Annotated in this window: 13 protein-coding genes; 10 read left to right on the top strand and 3 right to left on the bottom strand. The window is 63.7% G+C overall.

What is annotated here, in order from left to right:
• From B0684_RS11375 to B0684_RS11350, 7 genes are all read left to right on the top strand, one after another.
• Window positions 1-665 (top strand): GNAT family N-acetyltransferase (locus tag B0684_RS11375; protein ID WP_233123444.1); only part of this gene is annotated, 665 nt, incomplete at its 5' end.
• A 21-nt stretch (window positions 666-686) separates the two neighbouring features.
• Window positions 687-1058, top strand: coding sequence for a SecDF P1 head subdomain-containing protein (locus tag B0684_RS13775; protein WP_143592464.1), 372 nt, complete (start codon window positions 687-689; stop codon window positions 1056-1058).
• 203 nt (window positions 1059-1261) lie between these two features.
• Complete coding sequence (locus B0684_RS11370; RefSeq protein WP_026304793.1) at window positions 1262-1540, top strand: type II toxin-antitoxin system RelE/ParE family toxin; 279 nt, start codon at window positions 1262-1264, stop codon at window positions 1538-1540.
• Window positions 1540-1860, top strand: a complete 321-nt coding sequence (locus tag B0684_RS11365) for a HigA family addiction module antitoxin (RefSeq protein WP_018176425.1) — start codon at window positions 1540-1542, stop codon at window positions 1858-1860. The genes B0684_RS11370 and B0684_RS11365 overlap by 1 nt, the downstream gene beginning before the upstream one ends.
• A 524-nt stretch (window positions 1861-2384) precedes the next feature.
• Window positions 2385-4181, top strand: a complete 1797-nt coding sequence (locus B0684_RS11360; RefSeq protein WP_043690014.1) for an SLC13 family permease — start codon at window positions 2385-2387, stop codon at window positions 4179-4181.
• A gap of 267 nt (window positions 4182-4448) precedes the next feature.
• On the top strand, window positions 4449-5552 hold the full coding sequence (locus B0684_RS11355) for an SEL1-like repeat protein (protein WP_018176427.1): 1104 nt from the start codon (window positions 4449-4451) through the stop codon (window positions 5550-5552).
• 328 nt (window positions 5553-5880) lie between these two features.
• The gene (locus B0684_RS11350; protein ID WP_026313081.1) at window positions 5881-6318 is read left to right on the top strand and encodes a GreA/GreB family elongation factor; all 438 of its coding nucleotides are present in this window, start codon (window positions 5881-5883) and stop codon (window positions 6316-6318) included.
• A gap of 412 nt (window positions 6319-6730) precedes the next feature.
• On the opposite strand, the gene B0684_RS11345 is transcribed toward B0684_RS11350, so the two are convergent.
• On the bottom strand, window positions 6731-7378 hold the full coding sequence (locus tag B0684_RS11345) for an HD domain-containing protein (protein ID WP_018176429.1): 648 nt from the start codon (window positions 7376-7378) through the stop codon (window positions 6731-6733).
• A gap of 476 nt (window positions 7379-7854) precedes the next feature.
• Here B0684_RS11345 and B0684_RS11340 point away from each other — a divergent pair, with 476 nt between their 5' ends.
• Both B0684_RS11340 and pyk read left to right on the top strand, forming a co-directional pair.
• On the top strand, window positions 7855-8439 hold the full coding sequence (locus tag B0684_RS11340; RefSeq protein WP_018176430.1) for an ion transporter: 585 nt from the start codon (window positions 7855-7857) through the stop codon (window positions 8437-8439).
• 279 nt (window positions 8440-8718) lie between these two features.
• Window positions 8719-10182 carry a pyruvate kinase gene (gene pyk / locus B0684_RS11335; RefSeq protein WP_018176431.1) on the top strand — a complete coding sequence of 488 codons (1464 nt, stop codon included), beginning with the start codon at window positions 8719-8721 and terminating at the stop codon, window positions 10180-10182.
• Between the two features lie 86 nt (window positions 10183-10268).
• Here pyk and B0684_RS11330 read toward each other — a convergent pair whose 3' ends face one another.
• Together B0684_RS11330 and B0684_RS11325 are read right to left on the bottom strand one after the other, a co-directional pair.
• Window positions 10269-11195, bottom strand: coding sequence for a hypothetical protein (locus B0684_RS11330; RefSeq protein WP_018169343.1), 927 nt, complete (start codon window positions 11193-11195; stop codon window positions 10269-10271).
• A 165-nt stretch (window positions 11196-11360) separates the two neighbouring features.
• Window positions 11361-11780 (bottom strand): rhodanese-like domain-containing protein, encoded by a 420-nt coding sequence (locus tag B0684_RS11325; RefSeq protein ID WP_018146175.1) that lies wholly within the window; start codon window positions 11778-11780, stop codon window positions 11361-11363.
• Window positions 11781-12016: 236 nt separating this feature from the next.
• Between B0684_RS11325 and B0684_RS11320 the strand changes: the two genes are divergently transcribed.
• On the top strand, window positions 12017-12646 hold the full coding sequence (locus tag B0684_RS11320) for an alternative oxidase (RefSeq protein WP_018169342.1): 630 nt from the start codon (window positions 12017-12019) through the stop codon (window positions 12644-12646).
• The last annotated feature ends 8 nt before the right edge of the window (window positions 12647-12654 follow it).

Here is a 12654-nt window from a genome sequence, read left to right as displayed (position 1 = left end):
GAAATCACTTGACCACCACACTCATCCGGGATATATCGCGCGCACGTTCAACCAATATCTGTGCGCGCTACCTAATCACTGTTAAAGCTGCGGAGAAGGTAATGGTCGATCTGGTGTATCGGACGGCGACACCAGACGATGTGGAGGACATCGCTCGACTTGTCAATGCCGCATATCGGCCCAGCACCGGAGACGGGGGTTGGACTCACGAATCGATTTTGGTTGGAGGCCAGAGAACCAATCCGATGGAGATCGGGGAGGCAGTGGGGCTATCAAGGATTATGCTCGCCTTGGATGGTGCGCGAACTGTCGGCTGCGTTCAGGTTGACGTTAATGGAAGGGAGGCGTATATCGGCACGCGTGCGGTCGCGCCAGGAATGCAGGCTAAGGGAATAGGTAACTCGCTTCTCTTGCGCGCAGAGGCATGGGCGAGCGCTGCGCCGGGGGTAGAGGAGTTCGTGTTGGTAGTCGTGTCTGTGCGTCGGGAACTTGTCCAGTACTACACCCGCAGGGGATATGCCGAGGCCGGCAAGCGGATTCCGTACCCCATAGGGTCCGGGGTTGGGGAACCGCGTCACAGCACACTCGACCTTCCCATGCTACGAAAACGCTCTAACACGTCGCTCCAGACGGCATCAGGCCGAGACGCGGCCTTCCCCGGCTGAGCGCGGCCTTAGGAAATCGTCATGCTGAAATGGATGCCTGTTCTGTTGCTGGTTACTCCTGCCATTGTGGTAGCAGACACTGATCTAGAGTTTCATCTGTGCTCGCCCTATGTGCAGAAATCAGTGGCAGGGGAAAAGACAGATAGGGGCTGGCCGGTTTACGTCAAGTTGACAGAACTTGGTGCCACAAGTTTTGAGACGTTCACGAAAGCAAACAGCGGGAAGATGACCCGCATCGTTGTCATTGGTCGCCAGTTTTCGAGGGCAACAATATGGACGCCAATTCCTAGTGGAAACTTACATGGGATATTCAGTTCTCAGGAAGTTGCCACGGCATGGCAGCGAACTCTGGAAGGCGAATTACCGGCGGCACCGTGCGGTGCGAGGAACTGAGAAACGAAGAACGAGGAAGTCCAGAACATTACCGAGTCGGACGTCGGTAATGCACTGAACATAGAGCGGTAAGGGCCAAACCAAGGGCCCCATACCGCGTTAAACTGCCAATTTCCGCGCTAGAAACAGGCCGTGAAAGGCTTTCACAGCCTGTAACCAGGGGCTCGGATGTTGCGTATTGCGCGATACGCTATACTCGCGACATGATCAAGTCGTTTCGGCACAAGGGACTGCGCCGTTTCTACGAGTCGGGGAGCGTCACCGGCATACAACCTCGGCACGCGAAGCGGCTGAGGATGCTGCTGTCGGCCCTTGATACCGCTTACACAATCGAAGACCTGGATATCCCCGGCTTCCACTTGCACCCACTCAAGGGTTCCGAGCAAGGACGCTGGACCATCCGGGTCAGCGGCAACTGGCGCCTGACCTTCGAACACCGTGACGGCAATGTCCACGTCCTGGACTACGAGGATTACCACTGATGACCATGCACAACCCTCCGCACCCGGGCGAGTTCATTCGCGAGGTCTATCTTGAACCGTACGCCCTGAGCGCCCGGCAGTTGGCGGACAAGCTCGATGTCTCGCCCTCCACGCTCGGGCGTGTCCTTCTGGGTCGCAGCGGGGTGAGTCCCGAGATGGCACTGCGTCTATCCAAGACGCTCGGACGTTCTCCGGAAAGCTGGCTGGCCATGCAAGACCAGCACGATCTCTGGTGCGCGCGCAAAAACGTGAAGCTGGGCAAGGTCCAGAAGATGCGGTTCGATGACCAATCCGACCAGGGGCAACCAACCGCTCAGTAGCCGATCGAGCCCACCTAAACACCTTGCGGCGTCGGACCTCTAAAAGGCACTGATCAGAAGGGCATAGTTTCCAGCTCTAGTTCTCTGAAACGGTGGCAAGGGGCAAAAGGCAAGGTCTGACCCCACTTTCTTGCGCTTCCGGCTTCCCCGTTACTTCACCCCTTTCAGGCCGGTTCCGCAGGCCGTAGGACACACAGGGTCGACCGGAACCTGGCTTTTTCACGCCCCGGAGCCCGACCTGTATGTCGCGGGGGCGGTCAATCAATTCACCGCCGGCGCTGTCCCATTCAAGCTGCTTCCTAAAGTCCTCCGAGCGGTGGGAAAAACGGGTCGGACCTCGGTAAGGCACTGAACATTGAAGCCTAGCAGCTAGGCCGAAGCCTCCAGGACGCCTTAAAGAGCCAACTGCCGGGCTAGAAGAACAAGCGCTTGCCGACCGCCATGAACGATGCAATCGGGGTATGAAGGCCTTACATTGATTGCAGACAGTAGCCAGGGATCCGGGTGTGACGACCGAGCAGTGGATGATCTTTGGGGTGTTGACGGCAACCCTCGCGTTGTTCGTGTGGAACCGCTGGCGTTACGACATCGTCGCCATTGCAGCGCTACTGACTGCGGCGTTCCTGGGGCTGGTCCCGTTCGGCGAGATGTTCTCCGGATTCGGTCATCCGGCGGTGATTACGGTCGCGGCGGTCCTGGTACTGAGCCGAGGGCTGCTGAATGCGGGCGTGGTGGACGCAGTGGCGCGGCAACTCACCCGGGTGGGGGAACGCCCCTGGGTGCAGGTCACCGCGCTGACCGTGATTGTCGCCCTGGCCTCGGGGTTCATGAACAACGTGGGCGCTTTGGCCCTGTTGATGCCGGTGGCCGTGTGGATGGCGCGCCAGAGCGGCCGGTCACCCTCTTTCCTGCTGATGCCACTGGCATTCGGGTCATTGCTTGGCGGGATGCTGACGATGATCGGCACGCCACCGAACATCATCATCGCAGGGTACCGCGCGGAGATCACGGGCGCGCCGTTCGCGATGTTCGACTTCATGCCGGTGGGATTGGGCGTCACCGCGGTCGGCGTGATCTTCATCGCCTTGATCGGCTGGCGCCTGACACCCCAGCGGGAACGCCCGGCCGCGACCGGCGAGCTGTTCGAGATCAGCGCCTATCTGACCGAGGTGCGGGTCACCGAGGAGAATCGCTATGTGGGGCACACCGTCTTCGAGCTGATGCGCGAACTGCAGGGTGAGGCCGAGGTGGTGGTGGTCGGTCTGGTGCGCGGAGAACGCCGCGAGCCGATGCCGGCCATCTATGAAGTACTGCGCGCGGGCGACATCCTGCTGGTCGAGGCGGACCCCGACAGCCTGAAGACGTTACTGGACGTGACGGGAATGGAGCTGGAGGCAAGGCTCGAAGAGGCACAGGAACAAGACGCGCAAAAGGGCCGCGGAGAGGGCCGCGATAGCCCCATGGGCGAACTGGCACTGGAGGAGGCCATCGTCACACCCACTTCGCGCCTGGTCGGTGCCACTGCCAGCGCCCTGGAACTGCGCCAGCGCTACGCACTGAACGTACTCGCGGTTGCACGTCAGGGGGTCCGGCTGCGCGAGCGGCTGGATCAGGTGCGCTTCCGGGCCGGTGACATCCTGCTGGTACAGGGGAGCGAAGAGGAGTTACCCGATGCGCTGGGCGAGCTCGGCTGTCTGCCGTTGGCGTCTCGCGGGCTGCGCATTGCCCGGCCGCGCAAGGTCATCCTGGCCACCAGCCTGTTTGCCCTGGCCCTGGGACTGGTGGCCCTGGGCTGGGTGCCGGCAGCGCCGGCGCTAGTCGGGGCAGCTGTAGCCATGGTGCTGGTGGGACTGATCGGTCCGAGCGAGGTGTACCGCGGGATCGAATGGCCGGTGATTGTGCTGCTGGCGGCCTTGTTGCCGGTGGGACAGGCACTGGAAACAACCGGCGGATCGCAGTTGATCGCGGATGGGCTGTTCGCACTGGGCGCGGCCGCCTCGCCCGCATGGATGCTCGCGCTGCTGATGGCCGTGGTCATGCTGCTGTCGAACGTGGTCAACAACGCCGCCGCGGCAGTGCTGGCGGCGCCAGTGGGGATCGCGCTGGCCCGGTCGATGGAGGCCGCCCCGGATCCGTTTCTGATGGCGGTCGCCGTGGGCGCGTCCTGCGCCTTCCTGACGCCGATCGGGCACCAGTCGAACACCCTGGTCATGGCCCCCGGTGGCTACGAATTCCGCGACTACTGGCGCATGGGCCTGCCACTGTCGCTGATCGTCATCGTGACTGCCGTGCCGCTGATCCTGTGGATTTGGCCGCCCTAAAAAGTTGCACGGGCTAGCGGGGTCAGCCACGCATTGCCGATTCGGGCCTCGACAAGGTACTGAGCATCGAGCGGTCGCTGCCGGATCGTGGCCTGTAAAGCCTCCTCAAGAGCCAAGGTCCGGGCTGGAGACGGGCCATGACCGGCTGGCTCGGCCGGGCGAATAGGGGGCAAGCCGTGTAACCCCGACGATGTTCCGTGCTGTGTCTTGCGGTAGGCATCCGGGCCTGTATCCTCGGGCTGTCACCTGCCACCGAGCGCATCAGCCATGGACACGCCCACCTCATCTGCCAATCCCTTGCCCCCCGACAGTCCGGGCGGCGCCGACCGCGACGGTTTTTTCGCCTTCGAACGGGGCGACTACCGGGCCGCCCGGAATATCTGGGAGGCCCGCGCCGATGGTGGCTCGGCCTGGGCGCAGCTCGGCATGGGAATCCTCTACGCGGAGGGACTGGGGCTGGAGGCGGACCCGGCGCGTGCACGCGAATACTGGACTCAGGCTGCGGAACAAGGACTGAGCGATGCCAGCTTCAACCTGGGCGTGATGGCCGAGAAGGCAGAGCCGGCGGATACCGAGATGGCCCGGCATTGGTATCGCCGCGCGGCCGAGTCAGGACACGTCGCGGCACAGAACAATCTGGCGGTTCTGCTGCTCAACCAGGGCGGCGACGCCGCCGCCACCGAGGCCGTCCAGTGGTGGAAACGCTCCGCGGAACGCGGCGACCCCGATGCCCTAAACAGCCTTGGGGTCGCCCACCAGCAGGGCAGCGGCTGCCAGCGGGATCGAACGGCCGCCGTCGGGTATTACGCCCAGGCGGCCAACGCGGGACACCGCGACGCGGCCTTCAACCTCGCCCTCGCCCTGGAACAGGGCGATGGAGTGGACGCGGACCTGACCGCCGCTGTCCGCTGGTATCAGCAGGCGGCCGAGGCCGGGGACCCCGACGCCGCGGCGAAACTGGGGAATCTCTGCCGCGATGGCAAGGGCACAAAGGAAGACATGGAAGCTGCCGCTCACTGGTATCGGGCGGCGGCCGAAGCGGGCCACCCCCAGGCCCAGGCCAATCTTGGGGTCCTGCTGGATCGAGGCCTGGGGGTACCCCGGGACCAGTCGGCGGCGGCGCGCTGGTATGAAGCCTCTGCCCGGCAGGGCCTGGCCCCGGCGCAGTACAACCTGGGCATCGTGCTGGCCGACGGCCATGGTGTGGAGGTCGACTATGTCGCCGCCTGGGTCTGGTTCGCGCGCGCCGCCGATCAGGGCCACAAGCCGGCGGCCGAGGCGCGCGACTACATCCACCAGCAACTCACCCCGGAGCAACGCGCGGAGGCCGAGACGCGCAAGACCGAACCCTTCGGTCCGCCCATCACATGATAGGCGCGCGTGCACGCGCCGATCAGGCATCTTGCGCCTCGCGATATGAGGCCACGGCAAGGTCGTAACGAGAAGGACAGGGACAGGCACCATCCTGCTGAGCCGGGAACGCCGGACTCTTATACGCACACGATAACTGCCTCTATTCGTGCGGATTTGCCTTTGTTGAGGGAGCTGTCTAGCATCCGGCTTTCGTAACGACAACCCCCGCAATACTCGGTCTGGAGTCCCAAACGCCATGAGAACTCTCGCTTAGGCCGGGCGCCGTTTCCTCGTTCGTGCGCCCGGCCAACCCCCTTCTTCTTGTTTCTGATCAGGAGATGCGACCGTGGCGCGCAACAACCCGTATTACCTTCGGCCAGCCGCCGATACCCGAACCCATCAATGGATCCGGAAGGACTACTGCGGAGCTATCGGCACCCCGATGGAACTCGCCTGCCTTCTCGAGAAGCTCGACGATGGAAGCCAAGCGGCAGCAACCCACGGGGAGCCCATCGCCAGAGTAGGCTCCCGGGTACAACTACTGGATCTGCAAACCGAGGAGACGTTTGTCGTCGAACTCTGCGAGCCGGAAGACGCGAGACCCGAACAGGCGAAGATATCCATCCTGTCGCCGCTTGCCGCACGTTTGCTGGGGCTCCAACGGAACGGGACCGCCGAGGTCTCCCTCCTGCGGAGCCGGCTGCGGTTCATGGTGGTCAACATACTTCGCGCCGACGAGCGGACACCGCAACACCCGGATGAAGCCGATCCGGAAAAGGGCTGACAAGCGCGACGGGGTCGGACCACGACAAGAGCCTGAAATACTTTCGGTTATAGCGGTTTCCAGGCCCACAGATGGCCTTAAACGGACAATTTCAGGGACGAAAATGGCCAACTTGCTCGCAGACAGACGGCAATGCGGCATCTCCCGCTATGGCATGGGGTCACACCTTGCCTTTTGCCCCTGTGGTGAAGGCAGAGAAAAAGACCAGGTCTGACCCCTTACTTCCCGAGGCGCGCAAGGCCGAGCCTCCAGTTAGTTAGTCCATCACCCGTTCGGCACGAGCACCGCGAGTGTCCCCGGCGAGTGAGGCCAACGCTGCTGGGGACGGTGTAAGACTCGCGCTAGAACCAATCCGCCGCCGACCGCGATAATGGGGACCGGTTCCTGTTCCTGCGCGGTTCGGACTGTCGCTTCACCCGGCCGCAGCCGTGTCCTGGTTGCTGGATCCTTCCCGAATACCACGCCCCACTGCGACATCGTACCGGCGCAGGGGAGAGCGCCGTGCGAAGGGGCAGTTTCGACGCCAGTCGGCGTCCTTGTCCGCCATTTCCGGGTGCATGGCCGGTGTCAGATCCCGCAACTGGCGCCAGAGCAACGGGTCGCCGCCCTCCAGCACCTCCAGCCAGGCCGCCTTCTCGCGAACAAACACCGGGGTGAAGGCACGATCATGCATGAATACGGTACAGGCCAGATCGATCAGCTGGGCCAGTTTCACGGTCTTGGCCGGGGCCGTCGCCCGCGCCAGATGCGCCCGGTCGATCGCCTTGCGCTGGGCACGGTTGCCGTCCTCCGGATGACTCACGTCGCTGATCATCACCACCATTTCTGCGACCTCCGCACCAAACAGCCGCTCCAGGGTCTCGGGTTTGACCCCGGTATCCCGAATGGTGTCCTGCAGCCAGACGGCCGCCCGCATGCACTCGGTGTGCTGCACCGAACGCAGCAGTTCCACAACCCGCGCCGGATGCACGATATAGGGCTCGCCGGTATACCGGCAGACGTGCTCGACGCGCGCATGCGCGGCAATGGCGAAGGAACGGGCGCGTTGTTCCAGCTGCATGGGTTGATCCGGAAGGGTGTGATGCCGGGTATTGTAGAGAAACCGAATCAGAAGGGCTCCACGTTACGGCGCCGGTCTCAGTCAAGTGCGTCACGCTATTGGGTGCGCGCATGGCATGGGGTCGACCTTGCCTGTTGCCCCTCCTTCCGATCATGGCGGAGCTAGTGGTACCCCCTCAGCCGGAAGAAGAGATCCCCATCTTCTTGCAGCCGGCCTTCACCGACCCCAGCGGTACGGGCTCCTGGCGTCAGCCGCGGCGCTCGCCCTGCTGGAAAAGGCCGGATTTTCCGCCGCAAAGAGCCGCAAAACCGTTCTGTTTGGCACCGTACCGACGCCAGCCTGACCTCGGCCTATGGTGGCGAACAGTCGGTGTTGATGACGAACGCGCCATGCAAAGGCACGAATCCCTGGCCTGACGTTATCCATTGCCATTCGTGCGCTGGAAGGCGGCCACTCAGGGTAGCGGGAGGGAGCCGGTGCGACTGAAGCTTGAATCGGCGCTTGAAGAATCGCTCAGCAATTACCTGACCGCTGCCGTCATCATTGCCGCCATACTGACCGCACCGCTGACGATCACTTACTGGTTAGACGTGGAACACCCCCTGATCACGGTCGCCGATTGGCTGATCTGGGCAGTGTTCGTGGTCGAGTATGCTTTTTACATGGCCATCTCGCATGACCGCTGGAAGACGACCAAAGAAAACTGGCTGTCGGTGTTGATTATCATCTTCTCGTTTCCACTGCTTCACGAGATACTCAAATCCACTCGCCTGATCCGACTTCTCCGCCCCCTGCCGCTGCTGCGACACACGGCCCTGCTCCGACAGATTGAACTGTTCCGCCTGGCCAGCGTCCGCAATGCCGGCAGCAGTGCCGCGATGACAGAGGCCAAGGAAAAGCTGGGTAAGGAACACTGGGCTGTCCGCTTCATCGTACGCGTCGAGTACTATCGTTCACGCCTTGTTACGGGGCTGCTGAAACTCCTGCCATTCATAAAGTCCAGCACCATTCGCAAGCGACGTCAGGAGGAGCGCTCAAAGCGCGAAGACATGAACGAATAAACGAAACCGCTCGATGGGTTGTGCTGTTATCTCGCTCATCCTTCTTGCTCCAGGACCAGGAAGAAGAGGACACCCATGTTGTTCCGATGGTCCGAACGTTCGACCCAACGAGCCGCTATCACTCCCCCGGCAGGGTTACGCCACGATTAAAGCGGACGCATCGCACTGAGGGTCGTCTAACAATTCCAGCGGCCGCACATGGACACGCCACGGGCACGGCGACAGGTACCCGCGGACGGTCTACCCTCCTAAGACACCGCCCGGATGAATAACCCGCCCATGCCGTTTCCCACGCAGAAGACCAAGATCGTTGCCACCATTGGGCCCGCGTCCGATTCACCAGAGACGCTGCGGCACATGATGCTGGCCGGGCTCGATGTAGCTCGGCTGAACTTCTCGCACGGCGATGCCGCCTACCATGCCGAGTTGATCGGTCGCATCCGCGACGCCGCGCATGCGACCGGCACCCGCGTCGCGATCCTCGGTGACCTTCCCGGTCCGAAGATGCGTATCGGCGAACTGGCGGAAGAGCCGATCGAACTGCACCCCGACCAGACCATCACCCTGACTACCGAGGACTGCATTGGCGATGCCTCGCGGGTCAGCGTGTCGTTCGCGAGCCTGCCGGAGGCGGTGCAGCCGGGCGATGCCCTGTTCCTGAACGATGGCTTCATCGAGCTGGAGGTGGTGACGGTCGAGCGCAGAGAAGTGATCTGCCGCGTGCATACCGGCGGCGAACTGCGCTCGCGCAAGGGCCTGAATCTGCCGGGCATCGATCTCGGCATCCGCGCCTTCACCACGGAAGACCACCAATGGCTGCGGTTTGCAGCGGAACACGGCGTGGATGCGGTCAGCCAGAGCTTCGTGGTCGACGGCGACGACATCCTTGCGGTGCGCAAGGCGGCAGAAGCACTGGACTACGCCCCCTTCATCATCGCCAAGATCGAGCGCGCCGCCGCGCTGGAGCAGCTCGACAGCATCCTCGAAGCCGCCGACGGCATCATGGTGGCACGCGGGGATCTCGGAGTGGAGATCCCGATCGCGCGCATTGCCCTCGCCCAGCGGCGCATCACCCGACGCGCCAACCAGCACAACCGCCCGGTGATCACCGCCACCCAGATGCTGGAGTCCATGGTCGCCTCGCGCCGCCCTACCCGCGCCGAGGCCACCGACGTCGCCAACGCCATCCTCGGCGGCACCGACTGCGTGATGCTTTCCGCCGAGTCGGCGATGGGGCTGTACCCGGTGGAGGCCGTGGCGATGCTGGCGGCCATTGCCCGCTCCATCGAACCGGAACGCGACGGCGGCATCGGCGCCGACGGCCCGGACGACCCTGACGAGGCAGGTCTTGACCGAGCCGTCGACCTCATCGCGCGCAGCGTACTGCACACCGCGCAGCGGCGCCTGCCACGGGTCACCCTGGCGCCTACGGCCAGTGGCGCCACCGCCCGGCGCATCGCGCGACTGCGCCTGCCCTGCTGGATCGCCGCCTTCACCCCGAACCCGGCCACCGCCCAGGGCCTGCAGTTTTCCTACGGTGTCCACCCCGTGGATGTCGCCGAGGACCGCGCCGACTGGAACGACTTCGCGCGCCAGTGGCTCACCGAGCACGGCATCGACGACGGCCTCGCCCTCCTCGTCCAGGGCCCCTCGGGACCCCATCCGACCGGCAACCACCGCCTGGAACTGCTCGAACTCGACCGCCCCCGCCAGGAATACACCAACGCACCGGAGCACCCCTGACCCACACCGCCATGCGGCCGAAGACGGAAGAACACGACACCCGCCTCCTGTCCGAGCTGCAAGGACAGGGAGATTCGGATAGCCCGTCAGTCCAGGGGCAGGATGCGCCGGCGGGGCGGTGGGGCATCCTGCAGCCTCTGCTGGTTCGCGTACTCGCGTTGCTTCTGCTCGAGGTAGGTCTCGCGGTCCAGCTCGCGTAGCTGGCGCGGGTATTCGTCGGTCAGGTCGAACCAGCGTTCCAGGCGGGCCAAAAGGAGCTCCTGAGCCGGCCGGTCGCGGACGTCGAGCCAGGCCTGCAGTGCAAGATAGAAACGCATGACGGTGCGCTCGATCATGCCTTCCAGGCCGCCGATGTATTGTGGCTCGCCGTTTTCGTAACCGACCACGGTGAAACCCACCCGCTCGCGTCCCCCGGTGGCGAGGTAGACGAGCGCGGCCAGCCGGGCAATCACCCCGAAGCGCAACGAATACTCGAGGTTGACGAGGGTCCCCGTGTCGTGCGGAACGACGTGGACGACGATGGAGTAATCCCGGGTTCCGTAGGGCCCACGATCGCCCTCCAGCTCGATCAGCAGCCAGTCCTCACCCATCTGGGCCGACCGCCTGACGAGCTCCACACGCTCTGCATACTCCGCCTGCTCGTAACGCGCACGGCCCACGTACAGGTGCAGCAAGGCATCCGCCCCCTCGCGGTAGACGCAGCTCTTGATGTTGATGTGCAGGACGGTGATTTCGCACCACGCCGAAAGCGCTTCCAGCTCACTGGCCACCAGCGCAAACGAATACGGCAGCCGGGCGTGCACCGCCCCCTCGACGACGCCGCCCTGCACAGTGGAGGTAACGGCAATCGGCTCGCCCAGCGGTGATTCGGCAATGGCGGCCAGCCAGTCTTCGGCGCCATCCGCATGCGCCAGTAGAGGGCTTCCGACAAGCAGAGCCAACCCGACAAGCGCGACGATGTGCAGTCGGCACCAGGATTGGTGGGCAAACGGAACGGCCGGCAGTCGAAGCATGGCAGCGCCCCTCCGTAGAATCACCCGGCCGGCGCCCATTGACGGTCATGACGGGGTCGGCCCCGGGTCAGGGCCCGAAACGGTGACCATTGAGGCGAAGTCGCCCCCACTCACCTCCTTAGATAGCCCATATCCGCGATCAGCACTGGCGAACATGCCCATGGATCATGTGTCTCCCTTGCTGGTCCAGCCGCGGAAACCTTCCCGGACGGAAAGGCAGCGTGCATACCCGAGGTCCCGCAGGAGCTCTGCGGCACGCAGGCTGCGGCGGCCGCTGTTGCACAGGCACAGCAGGATCTGGTCCTGGGTGACGTGGTGGCGGTTGATCAGGGAGATGAAGTGCTGGAAATCCCGCTCGTCCGGCTCGTCCGCATCCAGCAGTTCCTGTTCCTCCTCGGACAGCTCGCGACCCAGCAACTGCTTCAGGCGGAACAGGGGCACAGGGACGGCACCTTCTACCGCGCCTTCCAGCTCCAGTTCGAAGGGCTGACGGATATCCAGCAACACGGCCAGGCCGATATCGACCAGTTCGCGCGCCGCGTTCACGCTGATCTCCAGCTGCGGCTTGCTCGTTTCGTTCGCCATGCGTTCTCCTTTGATGTTCGCCTCTCTCTGAGGCCGCCTTCTCGGCTCCCGGTTCCCCCGATTGCACCGCCCGATCCACAACCTCGACATTGGACATCAGAAACCCGGTCCGGGCTTCTGTCATGCATGGGGTTTCACGCTCTGTGAAGCGGCCCCACGACATTTCAGACGGCGGGTTCTATGCTCCATGGATACCTGCCGCCTGAAACGGCGCACTGATCAGCGTTAGGGGCAGCATGCCGAACGACCGCGATATCGACCTGAGCCGCCACCACGAACCCCGTGATTTCTCCGACCGCGTCGCACGGGGCTTTACCTCGCTGATGCGATTCTTCGCCGACACCTTCTTTGCCCGGCGCTACGGACACCGCGCCGTGGTCCTGGAGACGGTTGCGGGCGTCCCCGGCATGGTGGGCGCCACGCTGCAGCACCTGCGCTCGCTGCGGCGCATGGAGGATGACCACGGCTGGATCCGCACGCTGATGGACGAGGCCGAGAACGAGCGCATGCACCTGCTCACCTTCATTGAGATCACCTCGCCCAACTGGCTGGAGCGCTTCCTGATCATCCTGGCGCAGGGCTTCTTCTACACGTTGTTCTTTATGATCTACATCATCTCGTCGCGCACGGCGCACCGGATCGTAGGCTACTTTGAAGAGGAAGCGGTCGTCAGCTACACCGAGTACCTGGAGGAAGTGGAGTCCGGCGGGCTCGATAACGTCGCCGCGCCGGCACGCGCAATCCAGTACTGGAACCTTCCGGAAGATGCCCGCCTGTCCGACGTGATCCGCGCGGTACGCGCCGATGAGGCAGGCCACCGGGACGTTAACCACGGCTTCGCCGACCTGCTCGGCAAGAAAGACTGACCCGGGCG

This window comes from Thioalkalivibrio versutus, assembly GCF_001999325.1.
Taxonomy (GTDB): Bacteria; Pseudomonadota; Gammaproteobacteria; order Ectothiorhodospirales; family Ectothiorhodospiraceae; genus Thioalkalivibrio; species Thioalkalivibrio versutus.
Note: the sequence above shows the minus strand (reverse complement) of the source record. Positions and strands in the feature narration are given on the sequence as shown.

Excerpts from the sequence above, each read along its gene's own strand:
- B0684_RS13775 (WP_143592464.1), top strand. The coding sequence starts at position 687 with ATGCTGAAATGGATGCCTGTTCTGTTGCTGGTTACTCCTGCCATTGTG.
- B0684_RS11370 (WP_026304793.1), top strand. The coding sequence starts at position 1,262 with ATGATCAAGTCGTTTCGGCACAAGGGACTGCGCCGTTTCTACGAGTCG.
- B0684_RS11365 (WP_018176425.1), top strand. The coding sequence starts at position 1,540 with ATGACCATGCACAACCCTCCGCACCCGGGCGAGTTCATTCGCGAGGTC.
- B0684_RS11360 (WP_043690014.1), top strand. The coding sequence starts at position 2,385 with ATGATCTTTGGGGTGTTGACGGCAACCCTCGCGTTGTTCGTGTGGAAC.
- B0684_RS11355 (WP_018176427.1), top strand. The coding sequence starts at position 4,449 with ATGGACACGCCCACCTCATCTGCCAATCCCTTGCCCCCCGACAGTCCG.
- B0684_RS11345 (WP_018176429.1), bottom strand. The coding sequence starts at position 7,378 with ATGCAGCTGGAACAACGCGCCCGTTCCTTCGCCATTGCCGCGCATGCG.
- pyk (WP_018176431.1), top strand. The coding sequence starts at position 8,719 with ATGCCGTTTCCCACGCAGAAGACCAAGATCGTTGCCACCATTGGGCCC.
- B0684_RS11330 (WP_018169343.1), bottom strand. The coding sequence starts at position 11,195 with ATGCTTCGACTGCCGGCCGTTCCGTTTGCCCACCAATCCTGGTGCCGA.
- B0684_RS11325 (WP_018146175.1), bottom strand. The coding sequence starts at position 11,780 with ATGGCGAACGAAACGAGCAAGCCGCAGCTGGAGATCAGCGTGAACGCG.
- B0684_RS11320 (WP_018169342.1), top strand. The coding sequence starts at position 12,017 with ATGCCGAACGACCGCGATATCGACCTGAGCCGCCACCACGAACCCCGT.